The organism is Yinghuangia sp. YIM S10712 (genome assembly GCF_051388935.1).
Lineage (GTDB): Bacteria > Actinomycetota > Actinomycetes > Streptomycetales > Streptomycetaceae > Yinghuangia.
In genome coordinates this window covers 133,516-159,986 of the sequence record NZ_JBPKBI010000001.1, presented here as the reverse complement: position 1 = coordinate 159,986, position 26,471 = coordinate 133,516, and the positions used below count along the sequence as shown (strand labels likewise).

Sequence of the window (26,471 nt, the reverse complement as noted above, 5' to 3'; positions counted from 1 at the left end):
GGGGCTGACGCGGACAACGATAGTTGAGCCGTCAACATTCCCGGAGGCCGCGGGCGGGCGCGAGCGGTCAACCGCGGCCATGGCGGCGGCACCGGGATGCGGCGCGGGCGGCGGCGGCGACCGCGTGGGCGGCAGGCGGACCGGTCGTCGAAACGCGTGACAGCCTCAGAAAACGCGGCTTTCACGCACGCGGGATCAGTCGCCCCCGCCCGTGCCTCAGGCCGGGACCGCGTCGTCGACCGGGCGGCTCTGCGCGGCGTGCCGGGCCAGCGTCGCGTCCACCGCCTCCGGCGCGAGGATCCGGTCGAGGGCCAGGAAGCCGCAACCCGCCAGGCCGGCCTGCTCGCCGAGGCGGCTGGCGACGATGCCCAGTTCGCGCGTGGCCACGGCCGTCGAGCGGCGGTAGACGACCTCGCGCACGCCCGCCAGCAACGGGTCGCCCGCGTCGGCCAGGTCGCCGCCCAGCACCACGACGGCGGGGTTGAGGATGTTCACCACACTCGCCAGGACCTCGCCGAGCAAGCGGCCCGACTCGCGGACCAGGCGCACCGCCTCGGGATGGCCCGCGCCCGCCAAGGCGACCACATCGCGAACGCCGGTCACCGGCGCGCCGTGTGCCGCCAGCGTCTCGACCAGGTGGCGGCCGCTCGCCAGCACTTCGAGGCAGTCGACGTTGCCGCACCAGCACCGCACGCCCCGTCCGCCGGCGACCGGGATGTGGCCGATCTCGCCTGCCGCGCCGAGCGCCCCCCGGTAGACCCGCCCCTCGGACACGATGCCGGCGCCGATGCCCGTGGACACCTTGACGAACACCAGGTCTCCCGCATCACCCCGCGTGCGGTATTCGCCCAGCGCCATCACGTTCACGTCGTTGTCGACGTAGACGGGGACCGGCCAGCGACGTTGCAGGACGGGCGCGATCGCGACCCCGTCCCAGCCCGGCAGGCTCGGCGGCCCGACCGCGCGGCCGGTGGCCAGCTCGACGGTGCCGGGCACCGCGACACCGATGCCGCGCACCGACTCCGGGTCGTAGCCCTCGTCCGCCAGCAGCGCGTCGAACCACGCGGGCAGCCGTGACAGCACCGCCTCGGGGCCGCTGCCCGCGGCCATCGCGGTGTCGCGCGTGGCAAGAACGGTGCCCGTCAGGTCGCACACCGCGAGCTGCCCGCGGCTGGTGCCGAGCGACGCGGCCAACACCAGCCCGCCGCCCGCGTTGAGCTCCAGGCGCATCGGCGGGCGTCCGCCGGTGGAGACCCCGTCGGCGCGTTCCGCGAGCAGGCCGACCGCGACCAGATCGTCGACACGCGCGGCGACAGCGGAGCGCGACAGGCCGGTCAGCCGGGCCACGTCGGCCCGCGTCGCGGCCTCGCCGTCCCGCACCAACTGCAGGACGTCGCCCGCGCTGCTGTGCGGAAGGGGGTTCGCGCGTCGGGCCATATAGACAGTGAACCAGCACCCTTTTACCCCGGTCAAAGCCCGAAGTTCACTTCTTCTACGTCCGAGCGTCACTCTTTTGCTTGCCAACAGGCAAAAGTGACCATAGTTTGATCCCGGAAGGGTTTTCCCCGAGGGGCAGCGAGACGTGAACGAGCAGACGATCCACCCGACCGTGGCCGCAGTGACGGAGCGCATCGCCCGCCGCAGTGCCGCCACTCGGTCGGCGTACCTGGAACGGGTGGCGGCCGCGGCGTCCCGGCGTCCCGCCCGCACCGGTCTCGGCTGCGCGAACTTCGCCCACGGCTTCGCCGCCTGCTCCCCGCAGGAGAAGCTGACGATGCGCGGCTCCGGCCCCCAAGGCCCGGAGCGCCCCAATGTGGCGATCGTCTCGTCCTACAACGACATGCTCTCCGCCCACCAGCCGCTGCGCGACTACCCCGAGCGCCTCAAGACCGCGGTCGCCGCGTCCGGCGGCGTCGCCCAGTTCGCCGGCGGCGTACCCGCCATGTGCGACGGCATCACGCAGGGCCGCGACGGCATGGAGCTGTCCCTGTTCTCCCGGGACATCGTGGCCATGGCCACCGCGGTCGCCCTCGCCCACGACATGTTCGACGGCGCGCTCATGCTCGGCGTGTGCGACAAGATCGTGCCGGGCCTGGTGATCGGTGCCCTGTCGTTCGGCCACCTGCCGACGGTGTTCGTGCCGGCCGGGCCGATGTCGTCGGGGCTGCCCAACAAGGAGAAGGCGCGCGTACGCCAGCGCTTCGCGGAGGGCAAGGCCACACGCGAGGAGCTGCTGGACGCCGAGGCCAAGGCGTACCACGGCATCGGCACCTGCACCTTCTACGGCACCGCCAACACCAACCAGCTCCTCATGGAGGTGCTGGGCCTTCATCTGCCGGGCGCCAGCTTCGTGCACCCCGACCAGCCTCTGCGGGCCGCGCTGACCGACGCCGCGGGCGCCCGGGTCACCGCGACCACCGGGCTCGGCGCCCCGGACACACTGGTACGCGAGTACACCCCGATCGCCGAGGTCGTCGACGAGAAGGCACTCGTCAACGCCGTCGTCGCCCTGCTCGCGACGGGCGGCTCCACAAACCTCACCCTGCACCTCGTCGCGATCGCCGCCGCCGCGGGGATCCGGCTGACGTGGGACGACTTCGCCGAACTGTCCACCGTGGTCCCGCTGTTGGCGCGCATGTACCCCAACGGGCCGGCGGACATCAACCACTTCCACGCCGCAGGCGGCACGGCCTTCCTGATCGGCACACTCCTCGACGGTGGCCTGCTGCACGCCGACGTGCGCACGGTCGCGGGCCCCGGCCTGGACCGCTACCGGCAGGAGCCATATCTCTCCGAGGGCGGACTCGTGTGGCGCGACGGGCCCGCGAAGAGCCTGGACACCGACGTGCTGCGGCCGTACGACGACCCGTTCGCGCCCGACGGCGGTCTGCGCATGCTCGACGGCAACCTCGGCCGCGCGGTGATCAAGGTGTCGGCCGTCTCACCCGACCACCACACGGTCACCGCCCCCGCCCGCGTCTTCGACGGACAGGCCGCGTTCACCGCCGCGTTCGAGGCCGGCGAGCTGGACCGGGACGTCGTCGCCGTCCTGCGCTACCAGGGCCCGCGCGCGAACGGCATGCCGGAGCTCCACAAGCTCATCCCCGCGCTGGGCGTGCTCCAGGACCGCGGGCACGCGGTCGCCCTGGTCACCGACGGGCGCCTGTCCGGCGCGTCCGGCAAGATCCCGGCAGCGATCCACTGCACGCCCGAAGCCGCCGTCGGCGGGCCGCTGGCCCGTGTACGCGACGGCGACCCGGTCACCGTCGACGCCGTCACCGGCACACTGATCCTCGGCGTACCCGCTGACGAGCTCGCCGCCCGCGACGCCACCGGTGCCCCGCCCGCAGCCGACGAGTGGACAGGCACCGGACGCGAGCTCTTTGCCGCCTTGCGCGCCCAGGTGGGCGCGGCCGACTTGGGCGCGGGCACCGTCGGCAGCCCGCTGGACTACGCGGTGGGAGGTGCGCGATGACCCACGACTTCCCGCTGCCGTCCGCCGAACGCCCTTGGCTGGTCGCCGACATCGGCGGCACCAACGCCCGCTTCGGGCTGATCACCCGCCCCGGCGGGCGCGCCGAGCGCATCCTCGTGTTGCGCACCTCCGAACACCGCGACCTGGAGTCGGCGGTCGGCGCGTACCTCGACGGCATGGGCGTGACCGGGCGGCCGAGCGCGATGTGCGCGGCCGTCGCGGGGCCCGTCACCGGGGACCACTTCCGGTTCACCAACGGCTCGTGGGCACTGTCGGTCTCGGAGACCCGCCGTCGCCTCGGGGTCGACGAGCTGCACCTCATCAACGACTTCGAGGCGCTGGCCTGGTCGCTGCCGCATCTGCGCGACGACGACATCCTCGTGATCGGAGACCGCCGCCCCGACACCGCACTGCCGATGGCGGTCCTCGGCCCGGGGACCGGGCTCGGCGTCGCCGGGCTGGTGCCGGTACCGGGCGGAGGCTGGGTCCCGCTGCCCGGCGAAGGCGGCCACATGCTGCTGCGCCCCGGGCACGGCGACGACGCCGAGGCCATCGACATGCTGCGCGGCGAGCGCGGGGTGGGCCTGGTCACCGCCGAGCACGTGCTGTCCGGCCCCGGCCTCACCCGGCTCTACCGCTTCGTCGCCCAGGCCGAAGGCGAGCCCATCGAGGCTCTGTCGCCCGCCGACATCTCCAGCCGCGCTCTGGCCGGCACCGACCAGCTCTGCACCGCCACGATCGAGTCCTTCTGCCGCCTGCTCGGCACCTTCGCGGGCAGCGTCGCACTGACGCTCGGCGCGCGCGGCGGGGTCTTCCTGGCCGGCGGCGTCCTGCCGCGCATCGCGGAACTGCTGGTGGCGAGCGAGTTCCGGGAAAGCTTCGAGAACAACCCGACGATGGCGGCGTACCTGCACCGCATCCCCACCGTGCTGGTGACCGCGCCCTACCCGGCGCTGCTGGGCGCCCGGGCCTGGCTCGAAGCGCACAGCCGCAGCGAGACGGCGGTGGCGGCATGACGACCCGTCATCAAGCGTCGCCGAGTTCGCCGTTGGACCTTGCGCCGGTCGTGCCCGTGGTCGTCGTCGACGACGTCGCCGCCGCGGTGCCCCTGGCCCGCGCACTCGTCGCGGGCGGTCTCACCGCGGTCGAGGTGACGTTGCGCACCGAGGCAGCGCTCGGCGCGATCGAACGCATCGCCGCGGAAGTCGAAGGCGCGTACGTCGGCGCCGGCACCGTCCTGACTCCCGCTCAGGCGAAGGCCGCCGCCGACGCGGGCGCGAACTTCCTGGTGACCCCGGGCTGCACCGAGACCCTTTTCGGCGCGCTGCGCGACACGGGGCTCGCGTTCCTGCCGGGCACCTCGACCGTGTCGGAAGTGCTGCGCCTGCGCGAGCTCGGCGTACGCGAGATGAAGTTCTTCCCGGCGGAAGCCGCGGGCGGAGCACCGTATCTGAAGTCACTGGCCTCGCCTGTGCCGGACGTACGCTTCTGCCCCACCGGCGGGATCACCCCGGCCAGTGCGCGCGCCTACCTCGCCCTGCCCAACGTGGCATGCGTGGGCGGCTCCTGGATGCTGCCGGCCGACGCCGTCGGCACCGGGGACTGGCACCGCGTGGAGACGCTGGCCCGCGAGGCCGCGCATCTGCGCGACAAACAGGCGGGAGGCACCCCCGTCTGACACAGAAACGTCCCCTGACGCGCTCTGCCCTGAGGTGCGTCAGGGGTACGGACCGCGGAACGAGTCGTATGAGGGTTCGACTCCCCTTGATAGGCCGTATGAGGGTTCGGCCTATCTGACACCGCGATCGGCCCGCTCTTCGGCGAGGAGAGCGGGCCTTCCCGTTTCCGGGGCCGGCCCGTGGTCGCGAGCGATGCTCCCGGCCACGGGCCGCCTCGTCATTCCGCGCGGCACCCGTGAACACTTCGTCCCCGACGGCGTCCCGATCGACATGCGCAACCTCGACGCCGCCAAGATCGCCGCGGCCCGCAACGCCCTGCGGTGCGCGGAGATCGCCGAACTGCGCCGCGCCACGCGCGAGCCCATGTCGTGGTCGCGCTTCTGGAAGAACCTCACAGGCGCTTTCCCCCGCACCTCGCTGCGGATTCCCACGAACCCGATCGAAGCCGAGAAGAAGTTCTGCCCGTGATGCCTCCCACCGATGTCGAGAACGAGGCAAAAAATCCGGGGAGTCCGATATGAAGTAGCTCACTGGACTTCCGGGAACAGCCTTCCGCCCGCCGTTGCTGACCGTTGTGGGAACCGGTTTGCCGGGACGGAGGCCTCGCGTGGTCCACGACATCGTCAGCGTGTTGCCCGCGCCGCTGGTACTCGCGGTCATCGGGGCAGCGGTGGTCGCCGAATCGGCGCTGCTCTTCGGACTCCTGCTCCCCGGCTCGACCCTGCTGGTCGCACTCGGATTGACCACACGCCTGGGCGACGTGCCGCTCGCGGCGGCCTTCCCCGTCGCGATCGCCGCCGCGGTGCTCGGCGGGCAACTCGCCTACCTGCGCGGGCGGCACCACGACAGCACCCGGACACACACGTCCAGCCGCCTGCACAAGACCGTGCTTCGGGCGGAGCAGATGGTCGCCCGGCACGGCGTATGGTCGATCGCGGTCGCGCAGTGGATCGCCGGGCTGCGGACCTTCGCGCCCCGCCTGGCCGGACGCGCCGAAGTGCCGTACCGCACCTTCTGGCTCACCCAGATACCCGTCGCGGCGATTTGGGCGGCGGCCTTTGTGTCGGTCGGCCACTTCGCGGGCCTCGCGGTACAACAGCGCATCGGTACGGCGGCGAGCATCGCCGGCGCCGCGGTCGTCGTGGTGGGCCTGGTCGTGTACGCCGGGTACGCCCTGCGCCGCCGCAAGTCCCGTACCGCCGCAGCGAATCCGGCCCCGGCGGCACCCGCGGACCCCCGACCGGTCGGCCCGTGGCTGTGCTCCCGCCGGTGAACAGCGCAACTCCCTTACGGATAAAGCAGGTTGCGTAGGGGTAACGCACCGGCACCGTCGAGGGGAGACACCGTGTCCAAGAAGACCAGGAAACGGAAGACCCGCCGGAAGAACCGCGCCAACCACGGCAGGCGCCCCGCCTGACCCACCGCAGCAAGCCGTCGCCGGGGCCGGTCCCGACACGACGAACGTCCCGCACCGCGCGGTGCGGGACGTACTTTTCGCGCGTTTCGCAGTCGTGGTGGCGATAGCCGGCTCAGGCTAGTCCTGCCGCTCCGCCGGGCAGGGCGGCGCGATCTTGTCGACGGGCACCCGGGTGTCGACGACGACGTCGGGGACGTACCCCGTCACGCCGTCCACTTCGACCCGGTCCCAGATGCGGCTGGTGCCGCCCCAGCCGAAGGACTCGGGGCCCTCGGTGTGGCAGAGGAGTTCGACCCGCTGCCCGTGGCCGAGGTCGCGGATCGCGGGCGAGTCCGCGAAGGGCTCGCTTCGCAGCGCCGCCCCGTCGAGTTCGGCGATCACGACGTCGCGCGGCGTGGACGGCCGACCTTCCCCGCCGCCGCGTATCGCCCCCAAGGCGACCAGGAGCACGACGGCCACGATGACACCGGGGCCGGTCCAGGTGGGTTGCGGGGTTTGTACGAACACACTCGAACCGTGCGGCACCCGCACGGCACTTCTTGTCTGAAACATTGATCACTCCCCGAGACCGAAGGGCGACCGTTGTGCGCGGGCGTACGCCGACGCACGCGGCCGAGGCCCTTTCGACGGTCAACGCCCTTCGATAGCCTGGGAGTCTGGCGCGAGTCCCGAAGACGGTGAAGGCCGTTGCCGGTGATTCGACGGGGAGAGACGGCGAGCCGACCGCGAATCGGCGTGCTGTCTCTCCCCTCATGAGCGAACGCCGAAGAGGGCGGACACCGCTCGGGCACATACGTGCCGAGCGACGCCTGCCCTGTTCGGTCCGCCGACGGCGCCTGGTGTGAGACGCAAACCCCCTGTCGACTTTGTGGAGTTCGTCGGCGATTCTGGGGATCCTCCTTATCTCGGCGGCATCCGCCGCCACCCGTTGCGGACCCTCGTGCCAACGACGCCACGACCCCCGCTGCGGCTGACTTCTCAGTTCCGGCTTCAAGGGAGAAGAAGGCGTGGCAGAGATCGGCAAGGCGAATTCGACATGGCGGCGCAGCAGTTACAGCGAGCAGGAGAACTGCGTGGAAGCGCGGTCGGACGTCGGCATCCGAGTACGGGATTCGCACCGGCCTTCGGGGCCGCAACTGAGCCTCGCGGCCGAAGCGTGGTCCGCCTTCACCATGCGCCTGCATAAAGCCTGAACGGAAGACGGGCATGAGCGCCCCCGTCGGGCGGCTTCGTCTTCTGCCGCACATACCCGCCTCCCCTCACCGGACCACCGACACCCATAAGCGACGGCCACCCAGCGGTCCGACTCCAGGAAATCTGCCAGGTGTCACATTGCCTGTGAACCATTTGAGCGCAAGCAGTATGCTTATGACAAGGGGGAGTTGCCTCAACCCAACCGTCAACCCAACCGTCAACCCAGCCGTTCCAGTGCGTCGTCGAGCATCTTCAACGTGTCGGCGCCGGCGGCCTTTTCCTCCAATGACCAGAACGACTCCAGATACTGCTGCTGCTCGTCGCCGCCCGGGTCGGAGATGATCATGCTGCCTTCGGCGCCCTCGATGTGCAGCACCAAGGCTCCCTCATCAGGGAATTCGAACAGCGCGTAGCCTCGGCGGTGGCGCGGGTACAGGCCGACCGAGAAGGGCACCACCTGAAGCGTGACGGTGGGACGCGTCGCCACGGCCCTCAGCCGCAGCAACTGCTCCCGCATCACGTCGCGTCCCCCGACGACTCGACGGATCACCGACTCGTCCACGATGAAATGGGTCTCGGGCGGCTGCTCGCGCTCGAACAACTTCTGGCGTTCCATGCGGAGTTCAACGCTGCGAGGGACCCGGGCCGGGTCCACGCCCGCGTTCTCGATCACGCACTTCGCGTAGTCCGGTGTCTGCAACAGCCCAGGCACCACGGTGACTTCGAAGTTGCGGATCACCGAGGCGACCGACTCGTAGCTGAGATAGGCGCCGTACTCGCGGCTCAGCACATCGCTGTACTTGTCCCACCACGCCGATCTGCGCACGTCCTTGGACAGCGCGAGCAGCCTCTCCTGCTGCTCGGGGCCTACCTGATAGTGCGTCAGAAGAACCCGCAGGTCGTTCGTCGAGATCCGGTTCCGGCCGCCTTCGATCCTGATCAGCTTGCTCAGCGACCAGTCCATGGCGTCCGCGACCTGCTGCTGCGTGTACGAATGCTGCTCCCGAAGCCGCCGCAGTTCCGCACGGAGGCGCGCGAGCGAAACCAGCGGATCCGGAGTCTGGGGCATGGCGGTGCTCCCCTGCATAGAGAAACCTGATGGGACGTCATCAACGCGTAAGGCAATGTGACCTATGGCAGTTGGCCACGCAGCAGAGCCTAGTACCGCGACGCCCTCGGCACACGTCCGAACGCGAAGCGCAACAGGGTGTTGATTTCGCGGAATCGTCCCGGAAGCACGGGCGGCCGACGGGTCAGCCGTACATCCGGCGCATCGCGAAGTTGATCATCTGCTCGATCGCCTTGGCGTCGAACATCACACGGTGCTCGCCGTCCAGGTCGAGGACGAAGCCATACCCGTCGGGCAGCAGGTCGAGGACTTCGGCGCCGGTGACGGTGAAGTGCCGGGACTCCTCACCGGCATACCGCTTGAGCTCCTCCAGCGAGGAGAACATCGGGATCACGGGCTCGGGTGTGTTGTGCAGTGCCAGGAAGCCCGGGCGCTCGCCGCGGGGGCAGAAGACCTTGGAGGCTATGAACACGGACTGGAAGTCCTCGCCGCTCATCATGCCGGTCGCGAAGGCGCGCACGGCATCGGTCAGGCCGGGGGCCTCCGCCCGCACCTGGGGTTCCTCGGTCGCATAGCCGTACACGACAAACGAGATTAGCGCGTCGGCTGCGCTGTCCGGGCCCGGATGGGGATTGCCAAAGTTACCCGTGGGTAGCATCATTGGGTTACCAGCCAGTACGCACCGAGCCTAAACGAACAGGCGGAGCCACACCATGGGTCACTACAAGTCGAATCTCCGCGACCTCGAGTTCAACCTTTTCGAGGTGTTCGGCCGCGAGCAGGTCTACGGCAGTGGCCCGTTCGCAGAAATGGACGTCGACACCGCCCGCTCGATCCTCACCGAGGTCGAGCGCCTGGCCGTCGGCGAGCTCGCCGACTCCTTCGCGGACGCGGACCGCAACCCCCCGGTCTTCGACCCCGCCACGAACAGCGCGACCCTGCCCGAGTCGTTCAAGAACAGCTACAAGGCCTACATGGACTCCGAGTGGTGGCGCCTCGCGCTCCCGGAGGAGATGGGCGGCACCACGACCCCGCTGTCGCTGCGCTGGTCGGTCGCCGAGCTCGTCCTCGGCGCCAACCCCGCCCTGTGGATGTACGCCGCCGGCCCCGACTTCGCCCACGTCCTGCACGTCCTCGGCACCGACGAGCAGAAGAAGATCGCCGCCCGCATGGTCGAGGGCCAGTGGGGCTCCACCATGGTGCTCACCGAGCCGGACGCCGGATCGGACGTCGGCGCGGGCCGCACCCGGGCCGTGCGCCAGGAGGACGGCACCTGGCACATCGAGGGCGTCAAACGCTTCATCACGTCGGGTGACCAGGACCTGACCGACAACATCATCCACCTGGTGCTGGCCCGCCCCGAGGGAGCCGGCCCCGGCACCAAGGGCCTGTCGCTGTTCATCGTGCCGAAGTTCCACTTCGACTGGGAGACCGGCGAACTCGGGGAGCGCAACGGCGCGTTCGTCACCAACGTCGAGCACAAGATGGGCCTCAAGGTCTCCACGACCTGCGAGCTCACGTTCGGCGGCAAGGACGGCGTGCCGGCCGTCGGCTGGCTCGTCGGCGAGGTGCACAACGGCATCGCCCAGATGTTCAAGATCATCGAGTACGCGCGCATGATGGTCGGCACGAAGGCCATCGCGACCCTGTCGACCGGCTACCTCAACGCCCTCGACTACGCCAAGCAGCGCGTGCAGGGCGCCGACATGACCCAGATGACCGACAAGGCCGCCCCGCGTGTGACCATCACGCACCACCCGGACGTGCGGCGGTCGCTCATGACGCAGAAGGCGTACGTCGAGGGCATGCGCGCGCTGGTGCTCTACACCGCGACGTGGCAGGACCGCATCGCCCAGGCCGAGGCCGAGGGCCGCCGCGACGAGGCCGCCGAGCGCGTCAACGACCTGCTGCTGCCGATCGTCAAGGGCTACGGCTCGGAGAAGTCCTACGAGCAACTGGCCCAGTCGCTCCAGATCTTCGGCGGCTCCGGGTTCCTCCAGGAGTACCCGATCGAGCAGTACATCCGGGACGCCAAGATCGACACCCTCTACGAGGGCACCACCGCGATTCAGGGCCAGGACTACTTCTTCCGCAAGATCGTCCGCGACCAGGGCAAGGCCCTGACGCAGGTGGCCGGCGAGATCCAGGAGTTCATCGCGTCCGACGCGGGCGGCGAGACTCTGGCCGCGGAGAAGGAGCTGCTCGCGCGGGCCGCGGAGGACGTCCAAGGCATCGTCGGGACGCTCATCACCCAATTCATGGCGTCCGAGCAGGACATCACCAACATCTACAAGGTCGGCCAGAACACCACGCGCCTGCTCCTGGCGTCCGGCGACCTGATCGTCGCCTGGCTGCTGCTGCGCCAGGCCGCGGTGGCCCTCGCCCGGCTGGAGCAGGGCCCCGGCGCCCGCGACAAGGCGTTCTACCAGGGCAAGGTCGCCGCGGCGAAGCACTTCGCGGCGAACATCCTGCCCCTGCTCACGCCGCAGCGGCTGATGGCCGAGCAGACCGACAACACGCTGATGGAGCTGCCGGAAGAGGCCTTCTGACCGGCACGCAGCCCCATGTGATCTGACGATTCACCAAAAGGCGTTCCCCCGAACCCGGTTCGCCCCGGGTGCGGGGGAACGCCTTTTCACCGTGCGGTCTCCCGGCGGACACCGCCGCACGCCACAATCTGCCGGTATGACGATCAGTCCGCCCGAGGAAACCGAGAAGTCCGGCGTCGGGGCGCTTGCGCGTGGATTCGGTTCGGGGGCCTTCATCGGGGCCGGGCTCGCCGGCTGCGTCGTCGCCATGGTCATCGGCGAATGGACACCCGCCGCGATCGGCCTGGGGCTGATCGCGGCGAACATCGTGCTCGTCGTCGTATGGCAGAAATACGCCGCACGCGGCCGACCGCCGCGCCCCGAACCGAGGCTCGCGCTCGCGCGGATCGAGAGCCGCCGCGCGCTGTCGTCGGAACACGCCGACATTCCCGTCGAGTTCGTGCTGACCGTCGCCCCCGACGACGCGGCCGGCTTCCGCGCGAAGGTCACGCAGGACATCAACCTCGTCGACATCCCCGACTACAAGCCGCGCACGGTCATCGTCGTCGAGTACCGGCCCGACCGGCCGTGGGACGTCAAGATCGTCACCGAGCCCGACGACCACTGGGCGCGTCGGGCGGAGACGGAAAGCATCGACTCGGCCCCCGAGTCGGCAATGGCCACCCCCGCGGCCGAAGAGGGCTGCGGATTCTGCCTGGTCGCGCTCGCCGGCCTCCTGATCGGCGCCGCGATCGTCGTGTTCGCCTGGCGCGGCGACCTGTTCGACGACGACGAAGGCCCGGGCAGCACGACGACCACCACAGTGACCGGTACCTCGTCAACGCAGGTCACCATCACCGGCGAGATCATGCTGATGCCCGGCCAAATGCGCGGTGCCGTCGAGGAGTTGATCGCGCTCGCGGGGACCGACAAGGCCGTCTCCATCGGCATCGACGAGGACTACGTATCGGTGGAGGCCCCGAAACCCACCGACCCGCGCCTGGTGGACAGCTTCCGGTTCCGCGACGACAAGGCGCGCACGGAAGGCCCCAGCGGTACGCGGTCGGCGTCCGACGAGCCGCTCATCGACCTGCGGGCGCTCCCGTACGAACGCCTCCCGCAACTGGTGATCGAGGCCAAGGCCACGCTCGGGATCGCCGCGCCCACCTCGTGGCACATCTCGTTCGACCACGACCCGATCACCGGGGCGCTGGAGATCGGCGTATCGGTACGCGACGACTACGGGCACGCGTCCCTGACGGCGGACGCGCAGGGCAACGTGACCGAACGCTCTCCGCGCTGACCTGCCCCCAGGCGGCGAACACGGACGCAGGCGTACGCTCGGTCGCGAGCATCAGGACGACCACCCGCGGTCGCGAGAACCGCGGAAGGAGCAGCATGACCTCCCCCCTCGGACACCGGTTCGACCGCGCCCACACCGATGACCTGATCCGGTACATCACCGCCTGCCCGTCGCCGTATCACGCGGTGGCGGGCGCCGCCGAGCGGCTCGAATCGGCCGGCTTCCGGCGCGTCGTCGAAACCGAGCAGTGGGAAGGCGGCCCGGGTGGGCGCTACCTGCTGCGCGGCGGCGCGCTGATCGCGTGGTTCGTCCCGGAGGGGAGCCGCAACACCACCGGCTTCCGCATCGTCGGCGCCCACACCGACTCGCCCAACCTGCGCGTCAAGCCGCGCCCCGACACCGGCCGGGTGGGCTGGCGGCAGATCGCCGTCGAGCTGTACGGCGGCACGCTCCTGAACACCTGGCTCGACCGCGACCTCGGCCTGTCCGGACGTCTCGCACTCCGCGACGGCAGCGAACACCTCGTGCACGTCGACCGGGCGCTGCTGCGCGTCCCGCAACTGGCCATCCACCTCGACCGCGCGGTCAACGAGGGCATGACCCTCGACAAGCAGCAGCACATGACGCCGGTGTGGGGCCTCGGCCCGGTCGTCGAGGGCGACCTCGTCGAATTCGTCGCCAAGGAGGCCGGGGTCGCGCCCGGCGACGTCGCCGGCTGGGACCTCATGGTGCACGACGTGCAGCCGCCGGCGTACCTCGGCCGCGACCGCGAACTCCTCGCCGCGGGCCGACTCGACAACCTCGTCTCCGTACACGCCGGCCTCGCCGCGCTGCTCGCCGCCGCCGCGGGCGACGGCCTGACCCACATCCCCGTGCTCGCGGCGTTCGACCACGAGGAGGTCGGCAGCAACACGACCACGGGCGCGGGCGGGCCGCTGCTGGAGAACACCCTGCGGCGCATCATCGGCTCGCAGCATTGGGACGACCAGGCGCGCGCCTTCGCCGACACGCTGTGCTTGTCCAGCGACGTCGGCCACGCCGTCCACCCCAACTACGCCGAACGCCACGACCCCGACCACCACCCGCTGCCCAACGGCGGGCCGATCCTCAAGGTCAACGCCAACCAGCGCTACGCGACCGACGCCAGGGGCCGCGCGGTGTGGGCGGCGGCGTGCGAGCGCGCGGGCGTGCCGTGGCAGACGTTCGTGAGCCGCAACTCGATCCCGTGCGGGTCGACGATCGGCCCGATCACCGCGACGCGGCTCGGGGTGGAGACCGTCGACGTCGGCATCGCGATGCTGTCGATGCACTCGGCCCGCGAATTGTGCGGCGCGTCGGACCCCTATTTGTTGGCGTCGGCGATGAACGCGTTCCTGGAGAGCTGAGGGGCCTCAGGCCTCGGGTTCGCGCCCATCCCCCGGCTCGGCGGCGGACGCGTCGATGCCGGCCAGCACGAGCGTGAGTTCGTCGGCACCGCCCTCGACCACGCGCACCGGCACACCCCAGTCCTGCTGGTGCACGTGGCACGCCGGATACTCGACCGGCTTGCCGTCGGCGCCGAGCGCGTCGCACGAGGCCGCCATCGCCGAGACGTGCAGCACCCCCTCGGCGACCGACTCGTCGAGCATGAGGATCCGCGCCAAATCGGTGCCCGGGCCTTCGCCGACGAGCAGCATGCCGGGCGGGGCGGCCTCGACCAGCAGGCGCGTCGCGGGCCCGTACCGGTCGTCGAGCCGCTGCCCCGGCGGCACGTCGAAGACCACGCTCAGGCGGACCCTGCCCGGTCCGATCTCGACCGGCGGACGCCCGGTGCGATGGGCCTGCTCGGGCATCGCCAGCGCCTCGTCGGGCATGCGTACGCGCGTCAGCCGGTGGGCGGCCGACTCGACGACCATGACGTACACGCCGTCGTCGTCCGCGACCACCACGGCGTCCGACGGCTCGCGCAGGTCGGCGACCAGGGTTGTGACCGTGCGGGTGGCCGGGTCGAACCGCCGCAGCGCGCCGTTGTAGGTGTCACAGACCGCGACCGAGCCGTCCGGGAGGGTCGTCACGCCCAGCGGGTGCTGGAACAGGGCCTGGCCCGCGTCGCCGTCACGCAGCCCGAAGTCGAACAGGCCTTCGCCGACCGCCGTGGTGACCTGGCCGTCGGTCAGCTCCCGCAGAGCGGACGTCTCGGCGTCCGCGATCCACAGCGTGTGCCCGTCCGGGGAGACCGCGAGGCCCGACGGCTGCGCGAACCACGCGGTGTCGACCGGGCCGTCCTCCAGGCCCTCGTTCGTCGTCCCCGCGAGCACGTCGACCGCCTCGCCGACCGGGTCGAACTCCCACAGCTGGTGAACCCCGGCCATCGCGACGACCACGCGCCCGCCGAACCACGCCACGTCCCACGGACTCGACAGGTCCACGTCGCGCGAGCCGCCCGACGTCGCCGCGCCCTGCCACCACTGCCGCCCGGTGCCGGCGACCGTACGCACGGTGCCGGTCGCCAGCGAGACGCCTCGCAGCGCGTGGTTCGCGGTGTCGGCCACGACCACGTCGTAGCCGACATGCGCGGCCACCTCGGCGGGCAGCAGCGCGAGCCCCTGCGGCTCGGCGAACGACGCGTGCCGGGGGCCGCCGTCCACGAGCCCGCGCTGCCCGCCGCCGATGCGGCGCAGCACCGTGACGCCGTCGTCGGCGAGCTCGACCAGCGAGTGGTGCCCGGAGTCGGCGGCCAGCAGCGTGCCCGACGGCAGCCGCAGCGCCTTTCCGGGGAACCGCAGATCGGTGCGCGGCGGCTCGGCCGGCACGTAGGGGCCGTCGCCGCGGTGCAGCGTGCGCTTGCGCTCGTGCTCGGCGACCAGTTCCGCGACCAGGGCGTCGACGGCGTGGCCGTGGCCCTCCCCGGCGAGCTGGGCGACAACGTAGCCCTCCGGGTCGATCACCACGAGGGTGGGCCAGGCGCGGACGGCGTACTGCCGCCACGTGGCCATGTCGGGGTCGTCGAGGACGGCGTGGTGCACCTCATACCGCTCGACCGCGGCGAGCACCGCCTGGTGGTCCGTCTCGTGGGCGAACTTCGGCGAGTGGACGCCGACCACCACGAGGACGTCGCGGTACTTCTCCTCCAGCTCGCGCAGCTCGTCGAGCACGTGCAGGCAGTTCACACAGCAGAACGTCCAGAAGTCCAGGAGCACGCACTTGCCGCGGAGGTCGGAAAGGGTGACGTCCTTGCCGCCGGTGTTGATCCATCCACCGGAACCCACAAGCTCGGGGGCGCGGACTCGGACGCGGCGCGGGGTGCTGCTCATGAACTCCAGTCAAACACCTGGTGGGGGCAATTTCCCGGAGGTTCGGGCGGGACTGCCCCCACGGCGTGCGTCAGCCGAGGCGGCGGTCCTTCAGGACGGGGAAATCGGCACGCGTCTTGGCGACCAGGGCGGTGTCGATCTCCGCGGTGAGGACGCGGCCCTCCGTGCCTGCCTCGGCGACGACCTCGCCCCACGGGTCGACGACCATGCTGTGTCCGCCCTGCGCGATGCCGGCCTGCGTGCCCGCGGTGTTGCAGGCCAGCACGAACACCTGGTTCTCGACCGCGCGGGCGCGGGCCAGCAGACGCCAGTGCTCGACCCTCCGCGCGGGCCAGGCGGCCGGGACGACCAGGACTTCGGCGCCCGCGTCCAGCAGCAGCCGGAACATCTCGGGGAAACGCAGGTCGTAGCAGGTGGCGAAACCGAGGGTGCCGAACGGGGTCGCAAGGACCACCGGCCCGTCTCCCGGGCCCATGATGGCCGCCTCACCGCTGTCGAAGCCGAAGCGGTGGACCTTGCGGTACGTCGTGCGCAGGCCGCCGTCCGGGCCGAACATCAGCGACGTGTTGTAGCGGGCGCCGTCGGCGTCGCGTTCGACGATGCTGCCCGCGTGCAGCCACACCCCCGCGTCGCGGGCCGCGTCGGCCATCGCCCGGGCGGTGGGTCCGTCGAGCGGCTCGGCACCGGCCTCCCACCCCGAGTAGTCCCAGCCGCCGGCCGCCCACAGCTCCGGCAGGACGACGAGGTGGTCGCCCGCGCGCCCGCGCACGAGCCGGGCGGCCTCCGCGACGCGGTCCGCCGCCGGCACGGCGAGATCGACATCGAGTTGAATCAGGGACACCCGCACGCAGACCACCACATCCCATGAGTGTTGTCCGTCGGACTGGAGGCGAAGCCTGCTCCGCTTCGCGCGAACCGGCTGCCCCAGGCTCTTTCGCAGCGTAACGTGCCTGCACAGGATGCCGGGTCTGCCGGGTCCGGGACGGGCCGCGCCGGGGCACCACGACACCAGAGGTTCGCCGTGAGCAATGATCTCCAGTATCTCGTCGACGCGTGGGAGCAGTCGGTGGACTCGCTCGCCGACGTGTGCGCCGTCCTCACCGAGGGCCAGTGGAACCGGGCGACCGAGTGCCCCGGCTGGTCGATACGCGACGTGGTGTCGCATGTGATCGGCGTGGAACGGGAGTTGCTGGGCGACCCGCGGCCGATCCACCATCTGCCCGGTGATCTGGCGCACTTGCGCCCGGGCAACGAGTTCGCCCGCTACTGCGAGATACCCGTGGACGTACGCCGCTGCCACACCGCGGCCGAGATGACCGGCGAGCTGGCCGACGTGGTCCGGCGGCGGAAGCGGATGCTGCGGGAGAGCAACTGCGCGCCGGAGACCGAGGTGCGCGGCATGATGGGGCGCAGCACGCCGTACCGACAGCTCTTGCAGTCCCGGGTGTTCGACGCGTGGACGCACCTGCAGGACGTCCGCCGCGCGACCGGTCGGCCCGGCGACCTCGACACCCCGGCAGCACGGGTGTCCCGGGACTTCCTGGTCGCGCAACTCCCGCGCGTGGTCGCCGAGAAGGCGGGGGTCGCGCCGGGCCACGCGGTCGTGTTCGACGTGCACGGGCCGCTGGAGTTCATGCGCACGGTCACCGTGGCGCCGGGCGGGCGCGGGATGGTCGGCCAACAGGTCGCGATGGCGCCGCTGGTGGCGCTGAAGACGGACTGGGAGACGTTCGCGCGGATGATGTGCGGACGGATCCGGCCGACCGCCGCGGACCTCAAGATCGAGGGTGATCCGCGGACGGCCGACCGGATTCTGGCGGAGATCACCGTCACGCAGTGACTGGCGGTTCCTTGCCCGGAGCGAGGCGGGTGTGTCAGCTCCAGGCGATGAGCCGCTCGGGGCGTTCGAGGGCCGCCGCGGTGTCCGCGAGGACCTTCGAGCCGAGTTCGCCGTCCACCATGCGGTGGTCGAACGACAGGGCGAGCGTGGTGACCTGCCGGGGTTTCACTTTCCCCTTGTGGACCCACGGCAGTTCGCGGATCGCACCGACCGCGAGGATCGCCGCCTCACCCGGGTTGAGGATCGGGGTCCCGCCGTCGACGCCGAAGACGCCCACGTTGGTGATGGTGACGGTGCCGCCCGCGAGGTCGGCGGGGGGTGTCCGGCCGGCCCGCGCCGTCGCGGCGAGGTCGGCCAGGGCTCGCGCCAGGTCGACGAGCGAAAGCCCGCCCGCGTCCTTGATGTTCGGCACCAGCAGGCCGCGCGGGGTGGCCGCGGCGATGCCGAGGTTGACCGTGTCCTTGACGACGATCTCGCGGTTCGCGTCGTCCCACGACGCGTTGACGTCGGGGTTGCGGCGTACCGCGCACAGCAGGGCCTTGGCGACCAGCAGCAGCGGCGAGACCTTCACCTCGGCGAACTCCGGGAGCACGCGCAGCCTTTCGGCCAGTCTGACGCTGCGCGTGACGTCGACCTGCACCCACTCGGTGACGTGCGGCGCGGTGAACGCGCTGGCCACCATCGCTTCCGCGGTCGCCTTGCGCACGCCCTTGACGGGGATGCGCCGTTCGCCGCCGGGCGGCACGGCCGGGACCTGGTCGGGCGCGGCGGCCCGCTCCGCCGCCTCGTGCACGTCCTCGCGCGTGACGACGCCGCCGGGGCCCGACGGCACCAGGGACGCCAGGTCGACACCGAGGTCGCGCGCGAGCTTGCGCACCGGAGGCTTCGCGAGCACGAGGACGCTGGCGGACGGCGCGGCCTCCGGTGTCGGGGCAGCCGGTCGGGGCTGCTCCGCAGGCGACGCGGCCGAGAGCGGTGCCGCCGCGGTGGGCGCGGCCACGGTTGGCGCGGTCGAAGCTGTCGCGGTCGGCGGGGACGGCGGCGAGCCCGGACGGGACGGGCCGCGCGCCGGGCCGGACGGCTTGGTCCGGGGGCGGCGGTGCGTGCCGCCCGTGCGGACGCCGTAGCCCACGAGGACCGCCTCCCGGCCCGCCCCCGGGTTCTCGGCGCCGTTCGGCGCCGGGCCGCCCGCATCGGCTGCCTCGGCCGGCTCTCCGGTCTCGGCCTCGTCCGCCGGTGCCGCCGGGCCCGGCTCGCTTCCGCCGTCCACGCGCACCGCGATGATCGGCGTGCCGACCGGCACGGTGTCGCCCTCCTCGGCGAGGAGTTCGCTCACCACGCCATCGAACGGACACGGGAGTTCGACGAGAGCTTTCGCGGTCTCCACCTCGACGATCACCTGGCCGTCGGTGACGGTGTCGCCGACCGCGACCCGCCACGCGACGATGTCCGCCTCCAGAAGGCCCTCGCCGACGTCGGGCATGACGAACTGCTGGATCTGCGCCATTCCGTTTCCCCTCACCACGCCGGTCACCACGCCAGCGAACGGTCGACGGCATCCAGCACCCGGTCCAGGTCGGGCAGGTACTCCTCCTCGACCCGGGACGGCGGGTAGGGCGTGTGGTAGCCGCCGACCCGCAGCACGGGCGCCTCCAGGTGGTAGAAGCACCGCTCGGTCACGCGCGCGGCGATCTCGGCGCCGACGCCGTGGTACGCGGGCGCCTCGTGCACGACGACCAGGCGCCCGGTCCGGCGCACGGATTCCTCCACGGCCGGGAAGTCGATCGGCGACACCGAGCGCAGGTCGATGACCTCCAGCTCGCGGCCGTCGTCGGCGGCAGCCGCGGTGGCGGCGTCCAGGCAGGTCTGCACCATGGGCCCGTAGGCGACCAGCGTGCAGTCGCGGCCGGGGCGTACGACGCGCGCGCTGTGCAGCGGGTCGGGGGTCGCGGCCGGGTCGACCTCGGCCTTGGTCCAGTAGCGGCGCTTCGGTTCGAGGAACACCACCGGGTCGTCGGACCGGATGGCCTGCTGGATCATCCAGTAGGCGTCGACCGGGGTCGACGGCGACACGACGCGCAGGCCCGCGGTGTGCGCGAAGTACGCCTCCGGCGATTCGCTGTGGTGTTCGACCGCGCCGATGCCGCCGCCGTACGGGATGCGCACGACGACAGGGACTTTCACGTGTCCGAGCGCCCGCGCGTGCATCTTGGCGAGCTGCGACACGATCTGGTCGTACGCCGGGTAGACGAACCCGTCGAACTGGATCTCGGCGACCGGCCGGTAGCCGGCCAGCGCCAGGCCGATCGCGGTGCCGATGATGCCGGACTCCGCCAGCGGGGTGTCGACGACGCGGTCCTCGCCGAAGTCCTTCTGGAGGCCGTCGGTGACGCGGAAGACGCCGCCGAGCTTTCCGACGTCCTCGCCCATGATGAGGGTCTTGGGGTCGTCCTCCAGGGCCCGCCGCAGGCCCGCGTTGATCGCCTGCGCCATGGTCATGGCGGCCGGCCGGCTGCCCGTGGTCTCGGCCATCACTGCCCGCCCTCCTGCCCGTGGTGTGCGCCCTGGTCGGCGAACGACGCCTGGTAGGCGCTGAATTCGGCCCGCTCTTCGTCGACCAGCGGGTGGGGTTCGGCGTACACGTGGTCGAACATCAGCGTCGGATCGGGGTCGGGCATCGTGCGGACGCCGTTCCGGACGCGCTTGGCGAGCTCGTCGCTCTCCGCTTCGAGCCCGGCGAAGAAATCGGCGTCGGCCAGGCCGTTCCCCAGCAGGAACGCCTTCAGGCGCTCGATCGGGTCCTTGAGCTTCCACGCCTCCAGCTCCGCGGCGAGCCGGTAACGCGTCGGGTCGTCGGAGGTGGTGTGCGCGCCCATGCGGTACGTGAACGCCTCGATCAGCATCGGGCCTTCACCGCGCCGGGCCCGCTCCAGCGCGCCGCGCGTCACCGCGAGACAGGCCAGCACGTCGTTTCCGTCGACCCGCACCCCGGGAAATCCGAAACCCGCCGCACGCTGATAGAGCGGAACCCGCATCTGGCGTTCGGTCGGCTCGGAAATGGCCCATTGATTGTTCTGGCAGAAGAACACGACGGGTGCGTTGAACACCGCCGCGAACGTGAACGCCTCGTTGACGTCACCCTGGCTGGAAGCGCCGTCACCGAAATACGCGATGACCGCGCCTTCCTGGCCGGAACGTTGCTGTCCCATCGCATATCCGACCGCGTGCAAAGTCTGCGCGCCGATGACGATGGTGTAGAGGTGGAAGTTATTGCTGTTGGGGTCCCACCCCCCGTGATTGACGCCGCGGAACATGCCGAGCAGATTCAGCGGGTCGACTCCGCGGCACCACGCGACGCCGTGCTCGCGGTAGGTCGGGAACGCGTAGTCCTGCTTCCCCAGCGCCCGGCCGGAGCCGACCTGTGCCGCCTCCTGGCCGAGCAGCGAGGCCCACAGGCCCAGCTCCCCCTGGCGTTGCAGCGCGGTGGCCTCGGCGTCGAAGCGGCGTACCAGCACCAGGTCGCGGTACAGGCCGCGGTATTCGTCGTCGGTCAGGTCGAGCGACCAGTCCGGGTGCGCCACGCGCTCCCCCTCCGGGGAGAGCAGTTGGACGAGCCCCGGCGGACGAGTCGCGTCCGTGTCGGGGCGAACCGGATCGGTGGGGTCGACGCCCGCCCGGGGCCCTCCCACATGGTCCACTGCCACGTTTTCTCCTCGGTCTGTCCGGCCCCCGGGATCACCGTGGGCCGAATCCGGCTTGCCGTGTCCGGTTTCCGCGCGGGGTGTGCGCGACATACCGGGCCACGACGGGTGGCTGTACTCCCAGAAACAAGGATGTCCTAGGAATTCCCGGGTGAATCCGGGTTGGCACCTGCGCACAGGCATGCGGTTCCCGGAAACACCGGCCCCGCACACCGGAACGTTACCCGCCGGTCAGCTCCGCAGATAGCGGCAACCGCCCAGAGAAACCCGATCCACTTTGCCGAGGACCCACAACAACCCGCGTGGACCACCGGCCTTACGGTCTCCGGCCCGTGCGCGGTCCGAAACACGGCTCAGGGCGTCTGCCGGTCGAGGAGGGAGCGGAACGGACCCGTCGTGGCGGTGAGTTGGGCCCACGTGCCGCGTTGGACGAGGCGCCCTCGGTCGAGGACGAGGATCTCGTCGACGGTGTCGAGGCCGGTAAGGCGGTGGGTGATCAGGACGGTGGTGCGGTGCTCCGTCGCGGTGAGGAGGTCGGCGGTCAGGGCGTCGGCGGTCGGCGCGTCGAGGTGTTCGGCCGGTTCGTCGAGGATGAGGACCTCGAAGTCGGCCAGCAGCGCGCGGGCGAGGGCGAGGCGTTGGCGTTGGCCGCCGGACATGCGGGCACCGTGTTCGCCGACCATCGTGTCCAGGCCTCGCGGGAGGCTGTCGACCCAGTCGAGGAGCCGGGCGCGGGCCAGCACGTCGCGGATCGCGGCGTCGTCGCAGCCGGGGCGGGCGAGGCGCAGGTTCTCGCGGACCGAGCTGTCGAAGATGTGGGCGTCCTGGGCGCACAGGCCGATGACGCGGCGGACGTCGTCGCCGCCGAGGTCGGTGAGAGAGGCGGACGCGGTGTCCGAGGCCAGGTGTACATCGCCGGCGGACGGTTCGAGGAACCGCAGCAGCACCTGCGCCAGCGTGGTCTTGCCGGAGCCGCTGGGCCCGACGACGGCGATGCGCCGGCCGGGGGCCAGATCGAGGTCGATGCCGTCCAGGGCCGCAGGGCCGGTGTCGGTCCAGCGGGCTTGCAGGCCGCGTATGTGCAGGCTGTGCGGGGCGGGCGGCAGGGGATCGGGGGTTGCGGGCTCGCGAACCGGCACGGGCGTGTCGACGACTTCGAAGACGCGCGCGGCGGCGCGTCCGGCGGAGTCCAGGTGGCGGCCGGCGGACGGCAGCACGGCCGTTGCCTCGAACGCGGCCAGCGGGGTGAGGATGACGAGGGCGAGGAGGACGCCGTCGAGGCGGCCCGCCGCGACGGCGGTGATGCCGACGAACGCGCATCCCCAGACCGTCGCACCGGCCGCGAGCGCGGCCAGCCCGGAGCCGAGGCCCGCACCGTGGGCTTGGCGCGTCTCGGTGCGGCGCAGGCGTGCGTCGACGGCGTCGACCGCGGACAGCCGGGCGGGCGCGGCGCCGGCGGCGATGAGTTCGGGCGCGCCGCGGAGGAGTTCGGCGATGTCGGTGGACAGTTCGCCGCGTACGGCCGCGATGCGGCGCTCGGCGCGGCGGGCGAACCGGGCGGCTGCGCAGGGGACGATGATGCCCGCGGTCAGGAGCCCTGCGGCGAGGACGGCGCCGGCCTCGGGGAGGAAGACCGCGGTCGCTCCGACCGCGGCGACGCTGACGGCGGCCGCGACGGCGGCGGGCAGCAGGGCGCGGAGGAAGAAGTCCTGGACGGCGTCGACGTCGGCGACGAGGCGGGAGAGGAGGTCGCCGCGCCGGAAGGCGGGGAGGCCGGCGGGGGCGAGGCGTTCGAGGTGTTCGTACACGCGGGCGCGGAGATCAGCGAGGATCCGGAAGGCGGCATCGTGCGAGACCAGGCGCTCGGCGTAGCGGAAGACCGCGCGGGAGATGCCCAGCGCGCGGACGGACGTGACGGCGACCATGAGGGTGAGCACGGGCGGGTGCTGGGATGCGCGGGAGATGAGCCACGCGGAGGTCGCCATGAGGCCGACGGAGCTGCCGAGCGCGACCGCGCCGAGGAGGACGGCGAGGGCGAGGCGGGAACGGACGGGGCGAGCGAGGGTCAGGAGGCGGTGGAGGGTGTTGCTTTTGGTGTGGGTGGTGTGGATTGTCGTGCGGCGGATCGGAGGGGCGGCGGTTGGGTTGTCCGATGATCGGTTCGCGGAGACGGTCTGGGGATGAGGGGTCGGCGTCGACGGTGGGCCCGCGACCGCCGCGGTACTTCCGTTCTCCTCCCGCTCCAACCGCACGACGTGGTCCGCGATCGCCGTCAGTGCCGGGCGGTGGGTTGCGACCAGGAGCGTCCGGCCCTTCGCGAGTCGGCGTACGGCATCGACCACCACGGCCTCGCTCGCCCCGTCCAGGTTCGCCGTGGGCTCGTCGAGCAGGACGATGGGACGGTCCGCGAGGAAAGCACGTGCCAGGGCGAGGCGTTGGCGCTGTCCCGCGGACAGGCCCGTGCCGTCCTCGCCCAACCGCGCGTCGAGTCCGCCGGCCGCCGCCACGAACTCGTCGGCGTGCGCGGCTCGGAGAGCGGCGTGCAGGCGTTCGTCGTCGGCGTCGGGTGCGGCCATGCGGAGGTTGTCGGCGATCGAACCGGCGAACAGGTACGGCCGTTGCGGCATCCAAGCGATGTGCGACCGCCACGCCTCGGGATCGAGGTCGGCCAGGTCGACGCCGTCGACGGTGACGCGTCCGGAGGCGGGGGCGGAGAACGCGAGCAGCGCGGCGAAGACCGTGGACTTGCCGATGCCGCTGGGGCCGACGAGCGCCGTGGTCTCGCCGGGGCGCAGGACGAGCGACGCGCCCGAGACGGACGGCTCGGTGCGGTCGGCATGGCGTACGACGAGGTCTTCGACGCGGATGACGGCGTCGGCCGCGATCGGCGTACGGGCGGGGTCGGGGGCCTGTGGATTCCCCTCCTCCTCCAACACCGCGAAAACCCGCTCGGCCGCCGCCAGCCCCTCCACACTCGCGTGGTACTCCGCCCCGACCTGACGCAACGGCAGATACGCCTCCGGCGCCAGAATCAGCGCGACGAGCGCGGTGTGCAGGTCCAGGTCCCCGTCCACCAGCCGCAGTCCCACCCCGACCGCGACCAACGCGACCGAGATCGTCGCCAGCAGCTCCAGGGCGAACGACGACAAGAACGCCACCCGCAGCGTCTTGAGCGTCGCCTTGCGGTACTCGTCCGTGATCGTCCGGATCGATGCCGCCTGCGCCTTGGCTCGCCCGAACACCTTCAGCGTCGGCAGCCCCGCGACCACGTCCAGGAAGTGCCCGGCCAGCCGCTCCAGCACCCGCCACTGCCGGTCCATGTACTTCTGCGTCGCCATCCCGATCAACGCCATGAACACGGGGATGAGCGGCAGCGTGACGACGATCGTCACCGCCGCGATCCAGTCGCCCGTGACGATCCGCGCGACGACCGCGACCGGCACGATCACGGCAAGCACGAGTTGCGGCAGGTAACGCGCGAAGTAGCCGTCCAGCGCGTCGATTCCGCGGGTCGCCAGCGTGGTCAGCTCGCCCGTGCGCGTGCCCGTGAGCCATGCCGGCCCCAGCCGCATCACGTGCGCGAGCAGGCGGCGGCGCAGTTGCGATTTGACCGCCGCCGATGTGCGGTGCGCCGCGACCTCCGTCAGCCACGCCACCAGCGCGCGCCCGGCCGCGACGAAGGCCAGTGCGAGCAACGGCGTACGCAGATCGGCCACGCCCTTGCCGTCCTCGAACGCCCCGACGATCAAGGTCGCGAGCAGCCCCGCCTGCGCGATGACGAGGCCCGCGCCCACCGCCCCGAGCAGGACGGTGAGAGCGAGGAAGCCCCGGGTGGCTCGGGCGTGGCGCAGCAGGCGCGGGTCTACAGGTCTCATCGCTCTTCGAGGTCGTGGTTACAGGGCCGTTCACTCGGGTGCGGCCGTCGCGCGGACACGGTCTTCACCCCGCCCCGTGCGGGACGGTCTCCGGGATGTGCTGGGTCCCGATCCGCTTGCGGAAGACCCAGTACGTCCATCCCTGGTAGCACAGCACGATCGGCGTCATGATCACCGCGACCCACGTCATGATCTTGAGCGTGTAGGGCGTCGACGCCGCGTTGTCGGTGGTCAGGTTGTACGCGTCGGCGATGCTGGACGGCATCACGTTCGGGAACAGTGCGAGGAACAGCATCGTCACCGCCGCGATCACGGTCACCCCGGACATCACGAAGGCCCAGCCCTCCCGCCCGGCCCGGTTGAGGGCCAGTGCCGCGAGCAGCGCGGCGACGGCGACCGCCACGGCCCACACGCTCTTGCCGTTGCCGCTCTCGGCCTGCGTCCACACCAGGAACGCGGTGGTCAGGACCACGGTCGCCAGGCCGAGCCGGAAGGCGAGGGCGTTGGCCCGGTGCCGCACGTCGCCGACCGTCTTGAGGCCGACGAAGACCGCGCCGTGGAAGGTGAACAGCACGAGGGTGACCGCACCGCCGAGCAGGGCGTGGGGGCCGAGCAGGTCGGCGAGGTTGCCGGCGTACTCCTTGTCGGCGCCGATCGGCACGCCGCGCACCATGTCGGCGAAGACGACACCCCACAAGAAGGCCGGGAGCAACGAGCCCCAGAAGATGGCGTTCTCCCAGTTGCGCTTCCAGCGTGCGTCGTTGCGCTTGGCGCGGTACTCGAACGCGACGCCGCGGAGGATGAGCGCGACGAGGATGACCAGCAGCGGCAGGTAGAAGCCGCTGAAGAGGGTGGCGTACCAGTCGGGGAAGGCGGCGAACGTCGCGCCCGCCGCGGTGATCAGCCACACTTCGTTGCCGTCCCAGACCGGGCCGATCGTGTTGATCAGCACCCGGCGCTCGGTTTCGTCGCGGGCGAGCACCTTGGTGAGGACGCCGACGCCGAAGTCGAAGCCCTCCAGGAAGAAGTAGCCGGTCCACAGGACGGCGATCAGGATGAACCAGACGGTGGTGAGTTCCATCGCGGATGTCCTCGAA

The 26,471-nt window shown here is 71.4% G+C and carries 21 protein-coding genes; 10 read left to right on the top strand and 11 right to left on the bottom strand.

Annotated elements, in window-relative coordinates; genetic code table 11:
* Positions 1-216 precede the first annotated feature (216 nt).
* Complete coding sequence (locus tag ACRX5W_RS00790) at positions 217-1,437, bottom strand: ROK family protein (protein ID WP_436785910.1); 1,221 nt, start codon at positions 1,435-1,437, stop codon at positions 217-219.
* Between the two features lie 145 nt (positions 1,438-1,582).
* On the opposite strand from ACRX5W_RS00790, the gene edd reads away from it, so the two are divergent.
* The 5 genes from edd (at position 1,583) to ACRX5W_RS00765 (ending at position 6,427) form a co-directional block, all read left to right on the top strand.
* The gene (edd, locus tag ACRX5W_RS00785) at positions 1,583-3,475 is read left to right on the top strand and encodes a phosphogluconate dehydratase (RefSeq protein WP_436785909.1); all 1,893 of its coding nucleotides are present in this window, start codon (positions 1,583-1,585) and stop codon (positions 3,473-3,475) included.
* The gene (gene glk / locus ACRX5W_RS00780; RefSeq protein WP_436785908.1) at positions 3,472-4,491 is read left to right on the top strand and encodes a glucokinase; all 1,020 of its coding nucleotides are present in this window, start codon (positions 3,472-3,474) and stop codon (positions 4,489-4,491) included. The genes edd and glk overlap by 4 nt, the downstream gene beginning before the upstream one ends.
* A complete protein-coding gene (eda, locus tag ACRX5W_RS00775; RefSeq protein ID WP_436785907.1) occupies positions 4,488-5,153 on the top strand; it encodes a bifunctional 4-hydroxy-2-oxoglutarate aldolase/2-dehydro-3-deoxy-phosphogluconate aldolase in 666 nt (221 codons plus the stop codon). Before glk ends, eda begins: the two co-directional genes overlap by 4 nt.
* 193 nt (positions 5,154-5,346) lie before the next feature.
* The gene (locus ACRX5W_RS00770) at positions 5,347-5,622 is read left to right on the top strand and encodes a hypothetical protein (RefSeq protein WP_436785906.1); all 276 of its coding nucleotides are present in this window, start codon (positions 5,347-5,349) and stop codon (positions 5,620-5,622) included.
* 139 nt (positions 5,623-5,761) lie between these two features.
* Positions 5,762-6,427, top strand: a complete 666-nt coding sequence (locus ACRX5W_RS00765) for a DedA family protein (protein WP_436785905.1) — start codon at positions 5,762-5,764, stop codon at positions 6,425-6,427.
* A 261-nt stretch (positions 6,428-6,688) separates the two neighbouring features.
* Here the strand turns inward: ACRX5W_RS00765 and ACRX5W_RS00760 are convergent, their stop codons facing one another.
* The gene (locus tag ACRX5W_RS00760; protein ID WP_436785904.1) at positions 6,689-7,123 is read right to left on the bottom strand and encodes a hypothetical protein; all 435 of its coding nucleotides are present in this window, start codon (positions 7,121-7,123) and stop codon (positions 6,689-6,691) included.
* A gap of 455 nt (positions 7,124-7,578) precedes the next feature.
* Between ACRX5W_RS00760 and ACRX5W_RS00755 the strand changes: the two genes are divergently transcribed.
* Positions 7,579-7,764: a DUF397 domain-containing protein gene (locus tag ACRX5W_RS00755; RefSeq protein ID WP_436785903.1), complete on the top strand. Its 186-nt coding sequence runs from the start codon at positions 7,579-7,581 to the stop codon at positions 7,762-7,764.
* A gap of 218 nt (positions 7,765-7,982) precedes the next feature.
* On the opposite strand, the gene ACRX5W_RS00750 is transcribed toward ACRX5W_RS00755, so the two are convergent.
* Both ACRX5W_RS00750 and ACRX5W_RS00745 read right to left on the bottom strand, forming a co-directional pair.
* Positions 7,983-8,834, bottom strand: coding sequence for a helix-turn-helix domain-containing protein (locus ACRX5W_RS00750; protein WP_436785902.1), 852 nt, complete (start codon positions 8,832-8,834; stop codon positions 7,983-7,985).
* A gap of 184 nt (positions 8,835-9,018) precedes the next feature.
* On the bottom strand, positions 9,019-9,417 hold the full coding sequence (locus ACRX5W_RS00745) for an SseB family protein (protein ID WP_436785901.1): 399 nt from the start codon (positions 9,415-9,417) through the stop codon (positions 9,019-9,021).
* Between the two features lie 130 nt (positions 9,418-9,547).
* Between ACRX5W_RS00745 and ACRX5W_RS00740 the strand changes: the two genes are divergently transcribed.
* The 3 genes from ACRX5W_RS00740 to ACRX5W_RS00730 all read left to right on the top strand — a co-directional run bounded on the left by ACRX5W_RS00740 (position 9,548) and on the right by ACRX5W_RS00730 (position 14,050).
* Positions 9,548-11,383, top strand: a complete 1,836-nt coding sequence (locus ACRX5W_RS00740) for an acyl-CoA dehydrogenase (protein ID WP_436785900.1) — start codon at positions 9,548-9,550, stop codon at positions 11,381-11,383.
* A gap of 136 nt (positions 11,384-11,519) precedes the next feature.
* Entirely contained in the window at positions 11,520-12,665 is a 1,146-nt protein-coding gene (locus ACRX5W_RS00735) for a hypothetical protein (protein WP_436785899.1), read from the top strand.
* A 95-nt stretch (positions 12,666-12,760) separates the two neighbouring features.
* Complete coding sequence (locus ACRX5W_RS00730; RefSeq protein ID WP_436785898.1) at positions 12,761-14,050, top strand: M18 family aminopeptidase; 1,290 nt, start codon at positions 12,761-12,763, stop codon at positions 14,048-14,050.
* Positions 14,051-14,056: 6 nt separating this feature from the next.
* Here ACRX5W_RS00730 and ACRX5W_RS00725 read toward each other — a convergent pair whose 3' ends face one another.
* Both ACRX5W_RS00725 and ACRX5W_RS00720 read right to left on the bottom strand, forming a co-directional pair.
* Positions 14,057-15,958: an NHL domain-containing thioredoxin family protein gene (locus ACRX5W_RS00725; RefSeq protein WP_436785897.1), complete on the bottom strand. Its 1,902-nt coding sequence runs from the start codon at positions 15,956-15,958 to the stop codon at positions 14,057-14,059.
* A 70-nt stretch (positions 15,959-16,028) separates the two neighbouring features.
* Positions 16,029-16,805: a carbon-nitrogen family hydrolase gene (locus ACRX5W_RS00720; RefSeq protein ID WP_436785896.1), complete on the bottom strand. Its 777-nt coding sequence runs from the start codon at positions 16,803-16,805 to the stop codon at positions 16,029-16,031.
* A gap of 174 nt (positions 16,806-16,979) precedes the next feature.
* Here ACRX5W_RS00720 and ACRX5W_RS00715 point away from each other — a divergent pair, with 174 nt between their 5' ends.
* On the top strand, positions 16,980-17,798 hold the full coding sequence (locus tag ACRX5W_RS00715; protein ID WP_436785895.1) for a maleylpyruvate isomerase family mycothiol-dependent enzyme: 819 nt from the start codon (positions 16,980-16,982) through the stop codon (positions 17,796-17,798).
* 34 nt (positions 17,799-17,832) lie between these two features.
* On the opposite strand, the gene ACRX5W_RS00710 is transcribed toward ACRX5W_RS00715, so the two are convergent.
* The 5 genes from ACRX5W_RS00710 to cydB form a co-directional block, all read right to left on the bottom strand.
* Positions 17,833-19,305 carry a dihydrolipoamide acetyltransferase family protein gene (locus ACRX5W_RS00710; protein WP_436785894.1) on the bottom strand — a complete coding sequence of 491 codons (1,473 nt, stop codon included), beginning with the start codon at positions 19,303-19,305 and terminating at the stop codon, positions 17,833-17,835.
* A 23-nt stretch (positions 19,306-19,328) separates the two neighbouring features.
* Complete coding sequence (locus ACRX5W_RS00705; RefSeq protein WP_436786740.1) at positions 19,329-20,297, bottom strand: alpha-ketoacid dehydrogenase subunit beta; 969 nt, start codon at positions 20,295-20,297, stop codon at positions 19,329-19,331.
* Positions 20,298-20,329: 32 nt separating this feature from the next.
* A complete protein-coding gene (pdhA, locus tag ACRX5W_RS00700) occupies positions 20,330-21,592 on the bottom strand; it encodes a pyruvate dehydrogenase (acetyl-transferring) E1 component subunit alpha (RefSeq protein WP_436785893.1) in 1,263 nt (420 codons plus the stop codon).
* 260 nt (positions 21,593-21,852) lie between these two features.
* A complete protein-coding gene (gene cydD / locus ACRX5W_RS00695; RefSeq protein WP_436785892.1) occupies positions 21,853-25,374 on the bottom strand; it encodes a thiol reductant ABC exporter subunit CydD in 3,522 nt (1,173 codons plus the stop codon).
* A gap of 64 nt (positions 25,375-25,438) precedes the next feature.
* Positions 25,439-26,455, bottom strand: a complete 1,017-nt coding sequence (gene cydB, locus ACRX5W_RS00690; protein ID WP_436785891.1) for a cytochrome d ubiquinol oxidase subunit II — start codon at positions 26,453-26,455, stop codon at positions 25,439-25,441.
* Positions 26,456-26,471 lie beyond the last annotated feature (16 nt).

Excerpts from the sequence above, each read along its gene's own strand:
- ACRX5W_RS00705 (WP_436786740.1), bottom strand. The coding sequence starts at position 20,297 with ATGACCATGGCGCAGGCGATCAACGCGGGCCTGCGGCGGGCCCTGGAG.
- ACRX5W_RS00740 (WP_436785900.1), top strand. The coding sequence starts at position 9,548 with ATGGGTCACTACAAGTCGAATCTCCGCGACCTCGAGTTCAACCTTTTC.
- cydD (WP_436785892.1), bottom strand. The coding sequence starts at position 25,374 with ATGAGACCTGTAGACCCGCGCCTGCTGCGCCACGCCCGAGCCACCCGG.
- ACRX5W_RS00710 (WP_436785894.1), bottom strand. The coding sequence starts at position 19,305 with ATGGCGCAGATCCAGCAGTTCGTCATGCCCGACGTCGGCGAGGGCCTT.
- glk (WP_436785908.1), top strand. The coding sequence starts at position 3,472 with ATGACCCACGACTTCCCGCTGCCGTCCGCCGAACGCCCTTGGCTGGTC.
- ACRX5W_RS00750 (WP_436785902.1), bottom strand. The coding sequence starts at position 8,834 with ATGCCCCAGACTCCGGATCCGCTGGTTTCGCTCGCGCGCCTCCGTGCG.
- eda (WP_436785907.1), top strand. The coding sequence starts at position 4,488 with ATGACGACCCGTCATCAAGCGTCGCCGAGTTCGCCGTTGGACCTTGCG.
- ACRX5W_RS00790 (WP_436785910.1), bottom strand. The coding sequence starts at position 1,437 with ATGGCCCGACGCGCGAACCCCCTTCCGCACAGCAGCGCGGGCGACGTC.
- cydB (WP_436785891.1), bottom strand. The coding sequence starts at position 26,455 with ATGGAACTCACCACCGTCTGGTTCATCCTGATCGCCGTCCTGTGGACC.
- ACRX5W_RS00760 (WP_436785904.1), bottom strand. The coding sequence starts at position 7,123 with ATGTTTCAGACAAGAAGTGCCGTGCGGGTGCCGCACGGTTCGAGTGTG.
- ACRX5W_RS00730 (WP_436785898.1), top strand. The coding sequence starts at position 12,761 with ATGACCTCCCCCCTCGGACACCGGTTCGACCGCGCCCACACCGATGAC.
- ACRX5W_RS00725 (WP_436785897.1), bottom strand. The coding sequence starts at position 15,958 with ATGAGCAGCACCCCGCGCCGCGTCCGAGTCCGCGCCCCCGAGCTTGTG.
- pdhA (WP_436785893.1), bottom strand. The coding sequence starts at position 21,592 with ATGTCGCGCACACCCCGCGCGGAAACCGGACACGGCAAGCCGGATTCG.
- ACRX5W_RS00735 (WP_436785899.1), top strand. The coding sequence starts at position 11,520 with ATGACGATCAGTCCGCCCGAGGAAACCGAGAAGTCCGGCGTCGGGGCG.
- ACRX5W_RS00770 (WP_436785906.1), top strand. The coding sequence starts at position 5,347 with ATGCTCCCGGCCACGGGCCGCCTCGTCATTCCGCGCGGCACCCGTGAA.